Raw genomic sequence first — 17455 nt, 5'->3', positions numbered from 1 at the left:
CGGATGAACTGAACCGGCATGGGATCATTCAAACCCAGTTGCTCGCGGATGGTGGCGATCCTCTCCTCGGTGGCCACCCTGCCGGCCATCCTAATTGCGGGGTCGCCGGGCGCCAGCCTAAGAAGGAGGAAGACGAAAATCCCGACCATCGCCATGACCGCGATGGCTGAGATCGATCGGCGAAGGATGTAGGCGGCCATTGCGCTCTCAAGCCTTCTGCATGTTCCACATGGGCACGAGCGCCGGCATGCCAATGAGACCGGTGAGCGTCTTCCTGCGGGCAATCGGCGAGACATATCGACCCAACAGAACGGTCCCAACAAAATCCCAATACAGTTTTTGCATCTTGCGCGCCAGCGCCTTGCGCTCTTCTAGCGGTTCGACATCCGCCCATTGGGCCCGAAGAGCCTCATATTCGTCGCTCGTCGGCCAGCCAGTGAATCCCTTCTCACCATTCGCTGTTTGAGTGGCGTTGAACACGTTGTTGCGATCGAAGTTGGATTCGCCGTTAATGTGTATGCTCCAGCCGCCGTCCTCGACAGGGCCTCTGTTCCTCACGCGTTCGCTAACCCCGCCCCAGTCGCTCGGCGCAAGCTCAGCCTTGATCCCAATCTTGCGCAGCTGATCCGCCACAATCTGCGCGGCAATGTGGCCTTCTGACCAGTCTGTGGAATCGGTAATGACGATCTTTTCGCCAGCATATCCCGCCTCCTTGAAGAGCTGCTTGGCCTTTTCCGGATTCCCCCCCTTCTTGAACCATCCCGTGTTTTCGTCATTGGAATAGGGCGTTCCACTCCCAAATGCCGCAGTGATGGTGTTGAAATATTGTGGGTTTCCGACCACAGCTTGCATCACCGCCTCCTGATCGATCAGATGAAGCATCGCTTGGCGTGCCTTGACGTTTTCGAACGGCTTCTGCAGGCAGTTCATGCGCAGGAAAAGTACATCGCCTGACTTGTTCAGAACCTCAAGTTCGAGATTAAGATCGCCTTCGATCGCTGAGTAAAGATCGGCGGGTGGCCCTGTGACGAAATCGACTTCACCCGCTTGCAAGGCCGCGACGGCCGTCTGCTGATCGGCGATATCAACCCAGATGACCCGATCGACCTTGACCACCTTCCCGCCGGCGAGTCCGTCAGATGGCTCCTTGCGCGGGACATAGTGTTCATTACGGTCATAGGTGAAGCTCGCGCCCGGCTTGGCAAGAGCCTCGTTGAACTTGAACGGCCCCGATCCGATATTCGCCGTCACGCGCTCCGTCGGAGAAAGATTCGCATCCCTCTCGCGCATGATGAAAAGGCACGGTGTCGTAAGGTCCGCCAGGATATCAATCACAAGCCCAAGCGGCTCCTTGAGGACGATGGTGAAGGTCTTGTTGTCGTGCTTCGAGATATCCTTTACGCGCTCCATGAGCAGCTTCCCGCCAGGATGTATCTGGCCCCAGCGACGGATCGATGCGACACAATCTGCCGCAGTGACGGGGGTGTCATCGTGCCAGCCAAGATCATCCCGGAGCTCAAACGTGTAGGTCTTCTTGTCGTCGGAAACGCCCCACTTCCCCACCATTTGCGGCTGCGGCATTAATTTGGAATCAAGCGCAAACAGCGTGTCGTAAACTGCCAAGCCGTGGTCGCCGACGTAATAATTGCTCGAGAAGACCGGATCGAAGCCGTTGAGGGGGGGCTTCACCATTCGGACCGTCCGAGCGTCGGCTGCCAATGTCTGTGCCCGCAGGACCGATGGAATCGAAGCAGCCGCTCCGGCGGCCAAACCCGTTTTGATGATTTCGCGTCGAGAAATTGTCATGTCCATTCCTTTCTTAGCAGTGGCGCGGTCGATGCACGTGCACGGATGTGGATTTGAGTTTGCGGTCTTGTGCTGCGTAGCACATCCACTCACTCGGCAGAGCCTAATCTATTCGCGGACCACAGCCGTTACCTTAGTGCTGGTCGCGGCTGGAATGGGTCTTGCGTTAGCTAAATCCTATAATCGCGACCAAACTGGGCCGGCGACCGAAGGCAGTGTCTAACCGCGACACCGGAGGCGGCTACACGAAGCGCTGCCAAAGAGTCCCATTGTTTCCGCCCCTTTTTTTGGCTTATGTTTGTTTATTCGACTTTCAAATTCCCCGGAGCTTACGTCAAATTCAATGTTTGTATTGCGGTCATCTGTTTTTGAGATGAGTCGACTCGAACCATAGTCCGCGGTCCCATCGAGGGTATCGCCGGGCGATGGCGGAAGCGCTCGGCCTTTTCATTGGCCTTCGACGTGTATGGTCTGGTGCGAATGCAGGCCAAGTTCGTGGCACGCCTCGTGGAAAGCGAACGCTTTGTAGCAGGGACTGTGGCACCTATAGGGGAGCGGCGGCAGCCGAGGCAGCGTGGTGCGCGCGATCGCGTTCACTGAGAGGTGGTGTAATTGACGGCATTGTCGCGGTGCTCTCCGGCAGAGCGGCCGGGAATGATCAGCGCGCCACTGCCGGCGGGATGATAAGCGGATCATCACTCATCTGAAGGCGGTTCGGTGACCGCATGCCCATCTTAGTCGCGGCATTCTCCGGGATCGCCGGACAGGATACCGCAGCATGAGCCAGTTGTATCGGGGTGCAGATCTGCGCAAGGGCGCTGGCGTCATCCGATCCGTCTTGATTGGTAGCCGTGTTTTGGAAAGCGATGGCCCGGGAGGACCCGTCCACCACTTCAGGTTTTATGTGGCTCTGCCTCAATCTCGTTTATAGATGACGACAATACATAAAATATGTTTGACTCGACGATATCTACAACACAATCCTAGGCTCATTACTCAGCTATACACTGCGCGGTTCGTAGCCGATAAACTGGTTGGTTCGGCACCAAGACTATCTTGCCCATCCTTATTCACCAGAATCACTATCCAGGAATCACGATCATGTCTATGTCACACGCCGATTTTGCCAAGCGCGTCGATGCTTTGTTCAGCGAGTTCAGCGGGCCGGAAATGCCCGGCGCTGTCGTCGCGGTGACGGAGAATGGTCGCGAGATTTTCGCCAATGCCTATGGCCTGGCGAACATCAACGATGACGTCCCAATGGGGCGGAAGACCATCATGCGCATAGGGTCGCAGAGCAAGCAGTTCACCGTGTTGCTGGTCCTGATGCTTGAGGCAGAAGGTAAGCTCAACCTGGAGGACGAGGTTCAGAAGCACCTGCCCTATGTGCCCCGGTTCGAATACCCGCTCACGCTCAGGCAACTTGCGTCCAACACCAGCGGCTACCGCGACTATATGGAGGTCATGGTCTTTAGCGGTCTGTCGTGGTTTGCGCCGTCGGACCGCCAGACCATCCGTGAGATCATCGCCAGGCAGGACGAGCTCGACTTCAAGCCCGGCAGTGCCATGATCTATTCGAATTCCGGATTCTTCATGTTGTACGAAATCATTGAGCAGATCGAGGGCGCGACCTTTAACGAGGTATTGCGGAATCGCGTCACTGGCCCGCTTGGCATGTACGACACCTCGCTCATGGTACGCGACGGCTCGGTGATGAAACGGCTAGCCGCCCACTACACAAAACGCGCCGAGGGCTGGGCCCATTTGGGCTGGGGGATCGAAGAAGATGGCGGAGGCGGCATAGTTTCAACGCTCGACGACATGGTGATCTGGCAGCAGAATTTAATCAATCCCAAGATCGGCACAGCGGAAATGTATGAGCGCATGGCGACGCCTTGCGTCTTCGACAACGGCGCGACCGGCTTCTATGGGCTCGGGCTCGTGACGGACGTGTATCGCGGCCGCCGCGCGGTCGGCCACGGCGGAGGGGTTGCCGGCGGCAAGTCGCAATCAATGCGCTTCGTCGACCACGGGCTCGGCATCGTCATCATCGCCAACAACGACCAGATCGCCGCGTTCAAGGTCGCCCGCCGTATTGCCGACATCTATTTCGGCACGACCGCGCCGGCGCAACTCGAACTAGCTCCTGGCCACTATCGGCAGGAAGGCGGCCCCGACGTGTTCGAGATCGTCGTCAAGAACGGCGTGCCGACCTTCCTGAGTTCCAGTGGCGTGACCGGGTTCGATTTCGCCCATCCTGGGGGCGCCAAGCCCGAGCGCGGGATTACCGACCTTGTTCTCAGTCCACGACCGGACGGTAAGCTCGATGGCATGTTCTGCGGAGCGCCGAGGGTCTACGCACCCCTGGCCGCAGACGGCAAGGCGGCCGTTCCTCTCGCCGGACGCTACGCCAACAAGGCGCAAGGCCTTGAGGTCGAGATCGAGGGCGACTCACAACGTGGCATTTTCCGGCTGCGCTCCGATCTCGGCGCGATGAACGCGCCCATCGTCGCCGCCGACAGCGATCTTTGGTTCCTGCTCCAGCCCGAAACCGACCTGCCTTGGAGGGCGACGCTGAACGTCATCGTAGATGGTTTCGAGTTGAACACGGACTGGGTTAAGAACCTGCGCTTCACGCGAGCCTGAAGAACCCCAGACCGAACATCAGCTGCCCCTCTCAATGTCCAGCATTCATCGACGGTAGCTTGCCGCACCCCTTGATGCAGATGCAATCGGCGGGCCCCATCGGCTACATCGACGCCCAGTTCACGCGGCGAGTCGGACAGGTGATGAGCGGAAACGGATCGGCCACGTCTTCTTAAGTTGAGCCCCGCACCGAGTGGATGATGCTTGGTTAAATTCTCGACCTCAGCAGAGGACTGTTCGTGCGCCCGTCGCCTCTTCGGCGCCAACTCGCAGCCGACCGATCGGCGTCGCTTCAACTGGTGCGGAGACAAAGACGTAGGCAGCGACCGTTCGCATATGCCGCACCGGGATTGGACAGGGCTTCGCCGCGCTGTGGGCGGGTGTCGGTCGGAAGACGCAGGCTCACATGCACAGGACTCTGCTCGCCCGAGCTCTCGAACGCCTTTAGGAGGACATCAGCGCCGATTACACCCGATATGATCTACGCGGCAGGTGCGGGCGGTGGCCGACTGCCTGAAGGAGGCCGCCGGTGAGCGCCTTTTCACCTTCACCCGCTGAGCCGAGCCAGTGGAAAAGCGCGCGCTCAACCAACGCGATCGCGCCTCTGCATGAGAAGTTCAAGGGATGCATCAAGACCCACTGCTGCCATTGGCCGAAGACACGGAAATGTTGTTCTGGAAGTTGGCGGCGTCCGGCCAAATCTCGATGCGAAAGATCGACGGATCGAAGAGGTTCCCCGCCAAGCCACTCGATCAGCAGACCGCACGCATGAACCGGTAACTCTCAAGCACGGAAGGTTGCGCGACCAAATTCCAACGCGATCCAACTTCATGGCGCGATCTGTGAAAAGGTTCCCGCCCGCCATGAAGTCCAGGGATACATCCAGCCGTGCACTCTGACCGGGCGACTCCGGAGGCCCGACTGTCCAAGCATCGGGTATGTTGCCGAGGTGCTCACTGATAAGAGTTCGAAGGCGGGTTACGGACTACACGCTAGTCCGGCGGTACACCGAGATATGACGTTTGGAGATATCGGTGAACGCACCTTCCGCCCAATCTTCCCACCGCTCCGCTAGCTTGAGTCCTACGCATTCGGCCATGGTATCGAGCTCTTGGTGATAGACGTATCGAATACATTGGGGGAGTCGGGTGATCGATGTACCGGAAAACCAGAGGGAGGTTGAAGTCAACATCTGATTCACTGAATCGTGAACTTCCGCAGTAAGAAGTGTATTTTCCTGATCCAAGAGCCGAGTAGTCATCCTATGACCTTTGACGAAACCATCCAAAGATGGCACAGGCATTTCTATAATTAAAGCCCCGTCATCATCCAGCAAATCCGCGGCCGATCTGAGGCAACTTATTTGCTCTTCCCGTCTAACGAGCAGCATTAACGTGCCAAATACACAGTAGATTAGTCGGTAGTGTTGCTCTAACTTAAAATCGGCAATATTCCCCTTCCACGCCTTGATCTGATCAGTACAGTTGGCGAGAAGTTTCAACATGCTTTCCGAATTGTCTATCCCTTCGACCTTGACGCCGAGTTCGCTCAAGGGCACCGCTACGCGCCCGTTGCCTATACCAAGTTCAAGAGCACTCCCTCCGCTGGAAAATCTTTCGAGAAAAACCGCAGTTTCGCCTGCTTCAGCGACTTTTCCCACCATAGTGGTATATTTCTCATACACAGAAGCCGAATTATCGTCATAGATAAACTTGTCCGACATATGCAATTCTCCTGTCGTTGGGTATAGGCACTATCGTATTGCTTGATGCGACTTAGTCGCATTGGGTCCCTCGCCACCGAACCAACTTGTTTTCAGGCAGCCCGCATTTTTCTGCTTCCGCCTGGCGGGTCGACAGCCTTGAGCAGCGCAGTAATTAGGTGAACCTCGCAATTCACAAAAAAGCGCTGTGCCAAACTGACCGATTTAAGTCCAATACCTCGGCTATTCGCGTCCAAATCCGTCTGGAGGGCGCCCCAAGCGTCGAAATGATGGTGCTTCAAAGGCCAATCCCGGCAGCGAAGCGGGAGCTTCTATGTAGACATATTCATTTGGAATGCACGGCGGGGCCATCGCCGAAATTAGGCGCCGCAGATTGTGCCCGCTGTTGCTAGCAGCGAGCGTGCAGAAATTACCACAGCTCCATGTCACGCAACCATATTTGAAATAACCTGCCAATGCCGTTGATAAACTATCGAGTGTCGCCTCGTTAATGTTCATCTGCTTGAGAATGACGTCATTTTTCATTTTGATATCACTCGACAAGAAGAAACGCGTTTTATAACCATGGTCCTTCTGCAGCTCACGACGGAGGTATTCCTCGGTCTCCGCTTGCCTGAATTTTTCTAACAATAGCAATATCCCGTCGTCTTTCAGATGACGTTTCACAAAGCCAATCTGCGCTGCTCGATCGGGAGAATACATTTGAAACGTAGTATCCTCGAGGATGATGTCGAATCCGTCGGAAAAACGCCTGAGCCCCGGCGTCGCCGCCATTCGGCTCCGGGTCAAGTGATGGAATGGGCCCAGAAAGAACGTCGCGTGCTCGGGTCGTCCGTGAAGAAAGAAACTCTTCTCGTTTTCTTTATTCGGACTGCACGAAAGGGTCTCAATCTTTCCGTTGCCTAATTTGGCTAGCGTTCGAGCGAGTATGCCTTCGGCCGCGCCGAGTACATAGATTCGCGCTGGGCTGTTGTCACTTGCAGTAGTGCGCCCATATCGTAAGAATGCATCGCCAAGGCGAATGTCCTCTTCAAGACGATATGGAATACTGCTATAATAATGATGGCCGAAATAGCCCCAGATCTGGCGATGCGCATTGTTGAAGCTTACCAACGCCACATCCCCCCGGAAAAGGCGCGGATCAACTCGCGGCACTTTGGTCGGAACTCCTGATCGTCCAGCAGCGGTCGCTGAAAAAAATTCGGCCATTTCATTCAATCGCGGCGCCTTATCGCACTCCATGAAAAAATCTCGCATCTGCTGTTCAATATCGCTCGCCCCAGTGAATTGCTCGACGCCGCCATCTCCGGCAATGCACGAAGGGCGGTGCGATTCTGGCTGCTCCGATCGAGAAGAAGCGCTATGCTTGGTAGGCTTCGGCATCAGGTCCTCCATTACTGTCCATCGTGAAAGAGACGACGCCAGAAACAAAGATAACATCGTCTTTGACACGCGACCGTCTATGTTAAATTGCACTAAGGTTCAGAGATACTCACCTCTTACTTGGAGTCAACTTTGCTGGTGGGAGGAGATAAACGCCACACGGCCCTATTCGCGAGCGGTCGGAAATGGTGTGATCGACCAGCTGATTAAGTCGATGCCACGCTGAAGTATCGCCTGGGTCTGAGTAAGGCTGGGTGAAGCGGCGATGACATGTCCGATCGGATCTCGGGAATCGCCCCTCCTAACGACCGGGGTTTTGGGTTCAACATAGAGTTTGACCTCGACGATACCTGGCACGGCGGCCGCCCGGCTGCCTCCATCGATCCAATCGAGGATGCCATCGCGGTCAGGAACTAAGGATCGGTAGACCACAGTCTGCGAATAGGTTGGACGCAAATCCCATTCCTCGCCGGTGACAAGCTTGGTGTGCTCAGTAATGAGATCGAGACCGCACCCCAGCTGGATGAGTTTAGGATCTCCGCCCGCCATACGCGGATTGACTTCGATAACCACCGGGCCAAGCTTCGTCCACCGCAGTTCAATGTTTGTCGGTCCCCAGCCGAGGCCGAGAGCTTGCAAACTTTTTCGCGAAACTTCGGCGATGTGTGTGTACTCGTCATCGGTTAGCAGAGCCGGAAAGATGCATTCATGAGCGACGAAATGTGGTGGCGGGCCGAACTCATAGGCGATAATTCCAATGACGTCATTTCCCATTAAATGAGCGACATAAAGGGGGCCTTGTGCGAATTCTTCGACCAGTATCCTTGGTGAAGACCGCCATATGTGCCTTCCGCCCAACAAATAGGTCGCATGTTCGGCTAGCTCATCGACGTTGCGGCACAATCGGACCCCTCTACTGCCTACGCCCACGGCCGGCTTAAGAATCACCGGTAGGCCAATCTCGGCGGCAAAGCTTTCTACCTCCGCCGCATTCGCTGCCAAGCGATAAGCAGGTATTGGAACGCCACCCTCCGCCAGCAGTTGACGTTGAGAGAATTTATCGCAGCATCGTTCAATTGATGTGGGGTTAGGTCCTGGTAGATCGAAATGCCGGCAAAGTTTGCCAACTGTTGCGTAAACCGCCTCCCAAGGCGATGTAATGCCAGCAATGTCATAAGTCTCACTCAGCCGAGAACATTCGGAGATCAGCGCATCGAGATCGTCTGTATCGACCCGGATCGCCTCAAGCCTTTCTGCCGTAAGATAGTCGTACTGAGCTGGATCAACCGACAGAGTAATCGGATGAAGGCCAAGGCGCTGGGCTGCTTGGACGTATGGCAGACCATTGCTCCTTCCATGACCTTCAACCAGGATTAGCGCTCTTTGTGCCATTGGCGACCTTTACCCTTCTTGCTGCGTGATGGTATGGGGATAAATACACATCAGCTTGCATCCGTGCCTAACTAGAACTTTGCACAGATATACCAGTGTCAGCGTTTTTCGGTTGCAAAGATTCTGTGAAGTTAGTTGAAGCGTCTGTTGCAACGACTTGATTACCAGGGGATGGACAGAGGCATTTCGACTATTCGCAGGTTGCGATGCGATCCGCTTCCGAACGTGGCTGAAGGAAGAGCAATAGTTACCGGTGCGGGCCGAACCTGTAACCAAGGAAGTCAAAGCGTTCCCTGCGGGCATTCTTCGCGAAGTCTTCGCCTCATTGAGCGTCAGTCCGAGCTCCGTCACCGAACGTGTCCACGCCAGCGGCTGAGGATGCACACGTCGGTTGTTTCCCCGTTCACGCGGCCTTTGCCGAAATTTAGGCGGGTCGGATCCGCATCATCAATCCGGCCAGTTACCCGACCGAAGATGGGCATTGCCGCCGGAACGACTGTATCGATCGCATCAGTGCTGCGGGGCCCCCAGCGCCCACCGCCGTCGCAAACAGCCAGAATGGCGAGTTCGATTCCATCGATCCGATGGCTCGACGGCTCAGTCCACCGGCAACGAACGGCCTAGCGATTTACGACACGCTGTTTGCGCTTGTTTCAGCAGCTCTGCTAGCCAGCGTGTGAGCGGGCGAATGTGGACGACGTATCCAGCCTTCTGCGCGGTAGCGAAAATAAGTAATCCTGCACCTGAGTCTTTTTCGCTGTGAGGCCGCCCCTTTCGTAGGCTTTATGACTGACAACAAATCGGGCGAACAGAAAATTGCGCTCAGGTTGGGAAGAATCTAGACGAAAAAGGCACACTAATGAACAACAACTTTACCTTGGCAGTCACTGGCCAGTCCCTGATTCATCACGACACGCGAAATGTCAGAAGCCCCGAGTTCGATCGCGTCAAGGCGATCCTGAAGGGCGCGGATCTCGCATTTACGAACTTCGAGGGGACGATATACGGTTCTCATTGTGGGTGGCCCACGAAAGGCTACTGGTTCGGATGCAGCAAACCGTTTGTTCTGGATGCGCTGGAGGAGATCGGCTTCAAAGCCCTCTCACTGTCCAACAATCATGCATTCGATTTGGGACCCTCGGGCATCCTCTCAACTTTGCAAGAGGTCGGCAAGAGGGGATTTCTGCATGCGGGCATTGGGCGGAACGCAAGCGAGGCGCTCCGACCTGGCAACGCTACTTTCGGCGAACGAGCCGTCGCGATGGTTGCCATGGATGGGGGGCCAGGGGAGGACTTGAGGTACGCGGCTGACGCCACGGACTACAGCCCAGAGCGACCTGGCATCAATCGCCTCCGAATTTCTCGCATTCTCGACATCGACGCCGAGGCATTTGACCGCCTTGAGGCGATACTTGACAAGGCTGGGTACTCCTCTTTGGACCTATACGAGCCGGAGGACCAGCCGCCGCTCGACCAAGGCGAACTGTGGATCGGGCTCGCTGCCTTTCGCAAATCGGACCGATTCAAGCGAACTGTCGAGATCGACAGAGAAGATCTCAAGCACAATCTCCGGGCCATCCAAACCGCCGCAGATGCTGGCAATCTAGTAATTGCCTATCTGCATCATCACCACTGGGCGGGCGATTGGCTACAGTCGCCCGACTGGATCAGCGCCGTCGCGCGGCAATGCATCGATGCAGGTGCGGCGATCTTCGTCAGCCATGGCGTTCCGGCACTCTTGCCCATCGAGATCTATCAGGGCCGGCCCATTTTCCATAGCCTCGGCAATTTCATATTCCATTCACGGTCGAACTTCTGGAAGGCAAACGAGGTTTGGGAAAGCGTCGTCGGCGTCTGTTCATTCGATCAGAACTGTCAGTTGACATCTCTGACCCTCCACCCGGTCATTTTAGGTGGCGAGGAAGGGCTGAAGGACGAAGTCCTGCAGCGCCGCCTGGTGCCGCATTTGGCCACGGGACCCGCCGCCGATCGCATCCTGGGGAAGGTTGCATCGGCGTCCATGGAATATGGTTCGCGCATCGAGGTCGTCGAAGGGCTTGGAAAGTTCGATCTGGCGTAGCAGCACTAAGCGCTGGCGATGACGACCTCACTTGCCGTTTGCTTGGGCGGATGGTCCGCTTGGGAACGCTTGACCATCTGATACCCTCTTGCCGGCAGTAGAGATCTGCTGTGCTCACCGTTTTGTCCACGTCTATAAAGGTTGGCCCTGTTCACGGATTTGCGATTCAAGATGGTGAACCCATGGTAGGCTCGGTGTGCCTGGGCGCAATCCTCCATCTTCGAACTGTTGCGGGCGTGCCGCTAAATTATCTGGTGGAGGCCGTTTGCCATCCTGCCTTGGCGGGATCGCCGCGTCGAACGGCACTCCAATTCGAGGTCAGCTCGGTGCCATAGCACCTAGGGAATGATGGAGCGGCGGCGGCCGAGAGCGGTGCGTGCAGCTTCTCGCTGCGGCGCGCACCAGCGGATAGAGAGACTTTGACCGTCTGCTTCAATTTCGTTCCGCTCTTAGGAAGTTGTCCGACACCGGCGCTCGGCGATTATGTCGATTTCCCGGGCGACACGCTCATGCTCGCGATCAATTCGATTTGATCGTCCGTAAAACGCTTTCTTCGCCCGACCATCCTTCAATAAAAGCCGGCTTCTAATCCCAGCCTGGTGGAATTACATATGGCAGGTCACCCATTGGGAAGGCTACAGATGCTTGAACTGTCGCAGCTGCGACGTCCCACGTCACGTCCACCAGAGAACAAGATCAGGCCGCGCAAATCCGAAAAAGCAATTCAGCACCAGGCGACGCTTTCCGTCGCCTGATTGACCGGTAACCCCGTGAACGAAGCCGCCATCGATTAGGGCGATATCCCCGGTTTTGAGCTCGAACTCGCGGCAAGGGACGGCTTCCAGATAGGCTGCCGAATAGGGATATCCAGTGGTCTCCACACCTTGCGATATCCGGTCCGCAACCGTCGGCTTGTGGCTCCAGAGCTTCAGATTGCCGCCTTCCTCAGGCATGCTGGGATAGAGGTTGAGCGCTGCGACCGTATTGTGCGCCACCGCAGAAAGCTCGTAATCATCGCCAGCACGTAAGACTTGAGCGACGTCGTCGTGGGGATCCAAGGAAAACGTGCCTGTGCCCGACCAACTGAGGCCGCGACAAACATTGGCCTGGCCGTGTTCGGAACGGGCTAGCCGCAATTCGATTCCCTGGTTGTGAAGCTCTCGCTTCAACGCCCCGAATACTGCTCGAACCGGGTCAACCAAATTCTTAAAAAGGGCATCGACGTACGGCCGCGCGTTTTCGGCATCTGTGAAATAGGTGGCTGCATCCTTCCTGTAGTGAGATGCGCCGACATATTGTCCGGGCACACCATCTTTACGCTCTCTGAGACCGGAGCTTCCAATAAAGTTCGTGGTGATCTCCTCGGCTACTTCGGTGCTGAAAGCTTGCTTGATGTGCAGAGCGGTGAGCTCACCTTTCAGGACCGAGATGATCTCCGCAGTGTTGATCGAGCCAATCCGTTCTCTGATCGAAACCGGGGAGATGGCTGGCACTTGAGATATCTGACTAGGCATTGTCTTGCTCCTGTAGTGCGTGATCAAGGATGGTGATGCCACGATCGAGTTCGGCATCGGTGATGGTTATCGGCGGGAGGACTTTGATAACGTCGCGATTTGGCCCCGAGGATTCGATAAGAAGGCCATTTTCGAATGCGACATCGTGCACGCGGCCGACAACTGCCGGTGAACGGCATTTCAGGCCGGCCATCAGACCGCGGCCGCGCTTCTGTTCGATGTATCTTGGAAATTTCGCAACCAGGCGATCGAGGTGCGTTTGCAGCCTGACGGCTGTCCGCTCGACACCTGCAGTAAATTTCCTATCCGACCACATCTTGCACATGGCTCCTGCCGTCACGAAGGCGAAATTGTTGCCTCTGAAGGTCCCGCTATGTTCTCCGGGCTTCCATATGTCCAAGTCGGGTCGAATCAGAACCATAGACAGCGGGCTCCCTGAACCGCTTAGGGACTTGGAAAGACACACAATATCCGGTTCGATTTTCGCGGACTCGAATGAGAAGAAATCGCCAGTTCGGCCCGCGCCCGCCTGGATGTCGTCGACGATAAAAACAATGCCGTGCGTACGGCAAATGCGCTGAATTTCCGTGAGCCAAGCCGCGGACGCGGCGTTCATGCCGCCTTCTGCCTGGATGGTCTCCAGTATAATTGCGGCAGGCTTTTCTATGCCGCTCCCCGGGTCGCTCAAAACGTGGTCGATGTAACTGGCGGAATCGAAAGCTTGGCTCGGATAGCCGTCATAGGGAACACGGATCACATCGTGGCGAGCAACGCCTCCCAGTTCCCTGGTTGAGGCCGAGCCCGACACCGCCAGAGAGCCGAGCGACATGCCGTGGAACGCATTCGTAAAGGCCATGACGCTCGAGCGGCCGGTGTATTTTCGCGCCAGCGCCAGCGCCGCCTCGTTGGCGTTCGTGCCGGTCGGCCCGGGAAACTGAATCTTGTACGAAAGGCCTCTGGGTTTCAGGATCCAATCGACGAACCCTTTAATGAAGTCTCGCTTTGCCGCCGTATGCATATCAAGCGACAGAAGAATGTTCTCACCGACGAGATATTCAATCGCCGGCGCCATAATATCCGGATTGTTGTGCCCGTAATTGAGTGCGCCGGAACCCACCAGGAAATCGATAAAGGGCTTACCCGTCTCGTCCCAGATCGTCGCCCCAACGGCCTTCGTAAAGACGGCGGGGAACGCCCGGCAATAACGACGAACGTTAGATTCATGAGCCGTGAAAGCGTCGGTGTCCATATTAAGTCCTCTGCACATAGTCGTTCAAAGAAGAGAGCTGTTTAATGGCTAGTGGTTGCGGCAGATGTTCGTCATTTAACATTGAAGCAGAATGCCGGAGGCAGCTTTGTTTGGTCTGGTGATACCGGGATCCTCATCGAATATTGTTGGTTGGGTTGCCCTCCATTCGGATGTCTTCGGAGATGCGCTGCAACAAGATGGCTTCTAAAGCTTCCGCGAAAGCACCGATACTATGGCATCAGGTAGTTGACGTACCCACCCATCGCTACCCATAGCGCCTCCGGACAATGAATGAGTCCAAGGAGATCAGCAGGGTCGCGTCGCCAGAGTGTGTAGCTCGGCGGTAGCGAGAAGCCGCTCGCGAGCGCGCTCCTCAATAGCGCCGTAGCGAGCGAGCGGCTTTGCGGCGGTCACCAATATTCGCCGTTCAACCTCGGGCTGCGGACACCAACCTGATTCAAGAAACTATTTGATGACCGATGACACAGCGAAAGCCGCGCTCTCTTGGAGAAGACTGCGGATTCCGATCTCTTGCGCGAGATGATTGGCCCGAGCCGCCGGGTCAAGAGGGCGGGCCGCCGTGGGCGCCCTTGACGGAAAGCCCGTTCGTAGGCCAGGCGGAAGCAACCGGGAGACGCGCTGGCGAAGGGCCGCATCGGTTTCGAGAACGTCCACTACCGCGACGGCAACCATCCCCGGCCGCAGCTGGGGCTGCTGCCTTCAGGCGAGTCGAAAAGGAGATAGTCTGGGAGGGTAAAGGCGTTGACGAGGTGGGCCGTGAGTAAGCAATCAAGCGCTGATCGGGATCGACAACGCTGTTTCCGTCCGACCGAGGTTGACCTGTGATCGGCGTCACCTTAAGGCAGGCAGGCCGACAAGCTCGGTTGGAAGCCGAAGACCACTTTCGATGAACTCGTCTCGGAATGGTCGAGGCCCACTGCCGCGCCTACGGAATCATGCTCGCCTAACGTGAAAACACGATGGCGTCGCCGGCAGGTGCATGTGCCGTGGGGCCATCCGGATTGCCAGGTACGCCCTCTCGGCCGGCATCCACTCAGGTCCGGTCGTTTGGGTCGGCGAATTCACACATCCTGCAAAGCAGAAAACCATCCGCTCCATTCATCCGATCGACGATTTCGCGAAAAACTGGCTTTTCAAACAGAGCGGAGTAACCCTCATATAGAAGGTTGCCCAATACGTGACGCCGTTCAAAATCCATAGAGCACAGGGTAACGTCGCCGTTTGGAAGAAGAACATTCCGATACTGTTGAACCGCGCCGGGTTTGCCGGAGGCTCCAAACCTTGAGAAGGTGGAGCCATCATGAGCAAGACGACGAACAGGTTTTCTCCCGAGGTGCGCGCCCGAGCGGTGCGCATGGTTTTGGATCACGAAAGCGAGCATGGTTCGCGCTGGGCGACGGTGTCCTCGATCGCGGCAAAGATCGGCTGCACGGCGCAGTCGCTCAATGAGTGGGTGAAGAAGGCTGAGGTGGACAGCGGCGTGCGCGCCGGCCTTCCCACCGAGGTTGCCGAGAAGCTGAAGGCTCTGGAGCGGGAGAACCGGGAGCTTCGGCAGGCCAACGAGATCCTGCGCAAGGCGTCGGCATATTTTGCCCAGGCGGAGCTCGACCGCCCGTTCAAGCCATGATCGCGTTCATCGACGATCACCGGGAGGCGCATGGGGTCGAGCCGATCTGCAAGGTGCTGCCGATCGCCCCGTCGACCTACCACGACCATGTCGCCAAGCGGCGCGATCCCTCCCGGCTGTCGGCGCGGGCGAAGCGCGATGAGGAACTCAAGGTCGAAGTGCGGCGCGTGTTCGAGGAGAACTTCCGGGTCTATGGGGTGCGCAAGGTCTGGCGGCAGCTGAGGCGGGAAGGCTTCGACGTCGCCCGCTGCGCCGTCTCGCGGCTGATGCGCCAAATGGGTCTCGAAGGGGCGATCCGCGGCAAGCCGGTGAAGACCACGATCAGCGACAAGGCCGCTCCCTGTCCGCTCGATCAGGTCAACCGCCAGTTCCATGCCCCGGCCCCGAACAGGCTTTGGCTCTCCGACTTCACCTATGTCGCGACCTGGGCCGGCTTCGTCTATGTCGCCTTCGTCATCGACGCCTATGCCCGTCGCATCGTCGGCTGGCGGGCGAGCAGGACCGCCCATGCCGGCTTCGTTCTCGATGCCCTGGAACAGGCGCTCCATGACCGGCGCCCCGTCCATGGCGGCGGCCTGGTCCACCACAGCGACAGGGGAAGCCAATACGTATCGATCAAATACACCGAGCGCCTGGCCGAGGTCGGCGTCGAGCCGTCGGTTGGCAGTGTCGGCGATTCCTACGACAATGCGCTCGCCGAGACGATCAACGGCCTATACAAGGCTGAAGTGATCCATCGGCGCGGGCCGTGGCGCTCCTTCGAGGCCGTCGAGTTCGCGACCCTGGAGTGGGTCGACTGGTTCAACAATCGCCGGCTGCTGGAGCCCATCGGCAACATCCCGCCGGCGGAAGCCGAGGCACGCTACTACGCCATGCTCGAAGAGCCGGCCATGGCAGCGTGACTCAAACGAAACGGCCTCCGGCAAACCCGGCGCGGTTCATGTTCGTGCGTCCACGCAGGTTAGGGCTCCGACCACTGGCTGACGTGGTGCAACGATCTTAGGGTCGACGCTTCCACCCCTACTGCTCACCGGCCGCGCTTTTATCAGTGCTTCGGTAGGAATAATGTCGGCTATATCTGGGTGGGGCTCGCCCAAAGCCACGAATCGGATCAAGGGGATGTCCGCGTCGACGAGTTGACGAACCAGATCGCGATACTTGTCTCCGACCAGGCGGCTGTTCATGTAGGTGCCGTCATCGAAAACATGGACCACGAATACGCCCAAGCGCAAGGCTTGCAATCGCTGCAGGTCCTGCCCGTTCATTCCCACCAGCGTCGTAAAAATCCTGATGCCATGGCCTTTGGCGAAGGCGTGCTCCACCATTTCGGTGCAGTCCGGATTGAGCCAAGGTTCGGAGTATCCCGCAAAACCAATGTCGACGGAAGTCGGTACGCGGGCTAGACACCGCTTGAAATCTTCAAGACCCAGATGACTCGCACGAGACACTTTTCTTTGCCGGACCGCGAACTTGTCCTGGGGACAATATGAACATCCTACGACACATCCCGTGGTCGTCGTTATCTCCAAAACCCTGCCGGCTGTGTTTGCTGAGCGAAGTTCCGGTAAAATCACTGGTGATTACTCCCATCTACTTCCTGCGAAGCGCCACGATGGTGTGCGTGTGCCTTTGGCTTTCTGATACCGCCTGCTGATCTACCGAGGCAACGCAGACATCTACCCTTTTTGGCAGCCTAAGCCGCCCGGTTCACCGATTTGCCGGGCCGACCCTTCACAAACTTCCAGCGCGTCGGACCAGAGACAGCATTGCATCTTTCGAGGCATCACTCGCTCCGGAGATGTAGCCTCAACCGTTGATCGCTGGCCCGTCGCCGAGATGCGCGCGCAGCACCCTCGAACCCGCCGGAGAGAAGCTTTCTGGATGAGGTCGATCATCCCTTTCATCGAGCGAGTTCCGTGTTGTCATGCGGCTTAGCCCTCACCCTATATTGCCGCACCTCGACCAGCAAAGGCCGTCCCAGTGCGCCTGGCGCGCATTACTGCGTGATAGGATT

11 protein-coding genes, 3 pseudogenes and 1 other annotated feature are annotated in these 17455 nt (G+C 57.1%); of the genes and pseudogenes, 4 read left to right on the top strand and 10 right to left on the bottom strand.

Going from position 1 to position 17455, the window contains the following annotated elements; translation table 11 throughout:
• Both EN781_RS01770 and EN781_RS01765 read right to left on the bottom strand, forming a co-directional pair.
• A pseudogene (locus tag EN781_RS01770) lies at positions 1-200 on the bottom strand (ABC transporter permease); the annotation flags it as partial.
• A gap of 7 nt (positions 201-207) precedes the next feature.
• Positions 208-1806 (bottom strand): ABC transporter substrate-binding protein, encoded by a 1599-nt coding sequence (locus EN781_RS01765; RefSeq protein WP_127399734.1) that lies wholly within the window; start codon positions 1804-1806, stop codon positions 208-210.
• A gap of 1107 nt (positions 1807-2913) precedes the next feature.
• Here EN781_RS01765 and EN781_RS01760 point away from each other — a divergent pair.
• The gene (locus EN781_RS01760; protein WP_189347247.1) at positions 2914-4452 is read left to right on the top strand and encodes a serine hydrolase domain-containing protein; all 1539 of its coding nucleotides are present in this window, start codon (positions 2914-2916) and stop codon (positions 4450-4452) included.
• A gap of 486 nt (positions 4453-4938) precedes the next feature.
• Positions 4939-5232 (top strand): annotated as a pseudogene (locus EN781_RS35045) (hypothetical protein); the annotation flags it as partial.
• A gap of 205 nt (positions 5233-5437) precedes the next feature.
• On the opposite strand, the gene EN781_RS01755 reads toward EN781_RS35045, so the two are convergent.
• From EN781_RS01755 to EN781_RS01745, 3 genes are all read right to left on the bottom strand, one after another.
• Entirely contained in the window at positions 5438-6175 is a 738-nt protein-coding gene (locus EN781_RS01755) for a class I SAM-dependent methyltransferase (RefSeq protein ID WP_127399731.1), read from the bottom strand.
• Between the two features lie 222 nt (positions 6176-6397).
• Positions 6398-7432 carry a class I SAM-dependent methyltransferase gene (locus tag EN781_RS01750; RefSeq protein ID WP_189347249.1) on the bottom strand — a complete coding sequence of 345 codons (1035 nt, stop codon included), beginning with the start codon at positions 7430-7432 and terminating at the stop codon, positions 6398-6400.
• Between the two features lie 291 nt (positions 7433-7723).
• On the bottom strand, positions 7724-8950 hold the full coding sequence (locus EN781_RS01745) for an acetyl-CoA carboxylase biotin carboxylase subunit family protein (protein ID WP_127399730.1): 1227 nt from the start codon (positions 8948-8950) through the stop codon (positions 7724-7726).
• A gap of 859 nt (positions 8951-9809) precedes the next feature.
• Between EN781_RS01745 and EN781_RS01740 the strand changes: the two genes are divergently transcribed.
• The gene (locus tag EN781_RS01740) at positions 9810-11030 is read left to right on the top strand and encodes a CapA family protein (protein WP_127399729.1); all 1221 of its coding nucleotides are present in this window, start codon (positions 9810-9812) and stop codon (positions 11028-11030) included.
• 674 nt (positions 11031-11704) lie between these two features.
• Here the strand turns inward: EN781_RS01740 and EN781_RS01735 are convergent.
• The 3 genes from EN781_RS01735 to EN781_RS35760 all read right to left on the bottom strand — a co-directional run bounded on the left by EN781_RS01735 (position 11705) and on the right by EN781_RS35760 (position 15195).
• Positions 11705-12544 (bottom strand): hypothetical protein, encoded by an 840-nt coding sequence (locus tag EN781_RS01735; RefSeq protein ID WP_127399728.1) that lies wholly within the window; start codon positions 12542-12544, stop codon positions 11705-11707.
• A complete protein-coding gene (ectB, locus tag EN781_RS01730; protein ID WP_127399727.1) occupies positions 12537-13793 on the bottom strand; it encodes a diaminobutyrate--2-oxoglutarate transaminase in 1257 nt (418 codons plus the stop codon). The genes EN781_RS01735 and ectB overlap by 8 nt, the downstream gene beginning before the upstream one ends.
• 1054 nt (positions 13794-14847) lie before the next feature.
• Entirely contained in the window at positions 14848-15195 is a 348-nt protein-coding gene (locus EN781_RS35760) for an SPASM domain-containing protein (RefSeq protein WP_281034354.1), read from the bottom strand.
• On the opposite strand from EN781_RS35760, the gene EN781_RS01720 reads away from it, so the two are divergent.
• Positions 15115-16343, top strand: a protein-coding gene (locus EN781_RS01720) for an IS3 family transposase (RefSeq protein ID WP_127399726.1) whose coding sequence is annotated in 2 segments (ribosomal slippage) — positions 15115-15403 and positions 15403-16343 — 1230 coding nt in all. Because the reading frame shifts where the segments join, the coding sequence is not laid out codon by codon here. The two genes, EN781_RS35760 and EN781_RS01720, sit on opposite strands and share 81 nt — an antisense overlap.
• Positions 15396-15512: a sequence feature (AL1L pseudoknot), on the top strand. (Overlaps the previous gene by 117 nt.)
• Positions 16344-16379: 36 nt before the next feature.
• On the opposite strand, the gene EN781_RS35035 is transcribed toward EN781_RS01720, so the two are convergent.
• Entirely contained in the window at positions 16380-16766 is a 387-nt protein-coding gene (locus EN781_RS35035) for a hypothetical protein (RefSeq protein WP_245492529.1), read from the bottom strand.
• Positions 16767-17247: 481 nt separating this feature from the next.
• Positions 17248-17351 (bottom strand): annotated as a pseudogene (locus EN781_RS01710) (aminocyclopropane-1-carboxylate deaminase/D-cysteine desulfhydrase family protein); the annotation flags it as partial.
• Positions 17352-17455: the final 104 nt, after the last annotated feature.

This window comes from Mesorhizobium sp. M4A.F.Ca.ET.090.04.2.1, assembly GCF_003999085.1.
GTDB lineage: Bacteria > Pseudomonadota > Alphaproteobacteria > Rhizobiales > Rhizobiaceae > Mesorhizobium.
This window is presented reverse-complemented; position numbering and strand designations above follow the sequence as displayed.